Origin of the sequence: Acidovorax sp. ST3 (genome assembly GCF_003231145.1) — a bacterium.
GTDB lineage: Bacteria > Pseudomonadota > Gammaproteobacteria > Burkholderiales > Burkholderiaceae_C > Acidovorax.
This window is the reverse complement of sequence record NZ_QKVP01000041.1, coordinates 1-684: the sequence shown is the minus strand read 5'-3', so window position 1 is coordinate 684 and position 684 is coordinate 1. Positions and strand designations below refer to the sequence as shown.

The 684-nt window shown below is 60.8% G+C and carries 1 protein-coding gene and 1 pseudogene; both read right to left on the bottom strand.

Annotation, left to right across the window (positions count from 1 at the left end; all coding sequences use genetic code 11):
• The coding region (locus tag DNK89_RS23420) for a response regulator (protein ID WP_153064331.1) at positions 1-288 on the bottom strand (288 nt) is incomplete at its 3' end.
• Between the two features lie 174 nt (positions 289-462).
• Positions 463-684, bottom strand: a pseudogene (locus tag DNK89_RS23415) (carboxypeptidase M32); the annotation flags it as partial.

The window sequence follows — 684 nt, the reverse complement described above, 5'->3', positions numbered from 1 at the left end:
GTCGGCGCCGAGATCCAGCCCTTTGATCTTGTCGTGCAGGTCGGCACGTGCACTGAGGATGAGCACGCCCGGCCCATCCTGGCGGGCGCGGATGTTCCGCAGAACCTGGAGCCCGTCCATGCCTGGCAAGTTGAGATCGAGGATGACCAGGTCGACCCGTTCGGCTGCGAGCACGGCCAGTGCCGATTGGCCATCGATGACATGATCGACCGCATAGCCGCTGCCTTTCAGCACGGCCACAAGACCATCGGCCAGGGTCTGCGTGTCCTCCACCACCAGAATGCGCAACGCAACTCCTCGCCGAAATCGTTTTGCCGAACCTAGAGCATGATCCCGAAAAGTTGCCGACTTTTCGGACAAAGATCATACGGCAAAACAAAGAGCCAGAGCATTGCAGGCGATTTTGCTTTCGCCGGAAACGTTCTCGGCAGCCCTGCATCACGCCTGTCGGCCCTGAGCCTGTCACGACTTGCCGTAGCGCCGCTTCAGATGCGTGATGAAATGCGCCGCGTTCAGCTTTTCGCCGGTGGCACGCTCAAGAAGCTCGGGCGTCGAATAGCGTGAACCCTGCGACCAGATGTGTTCCCGCCGCCAGCCATTGACGACATCGAAGTCACCACGGGCGATGTCCTCATCCGCTGCAGGATGCTCCCTGGTCAAGGCTGCCCACTGCTGGGCAGCCAT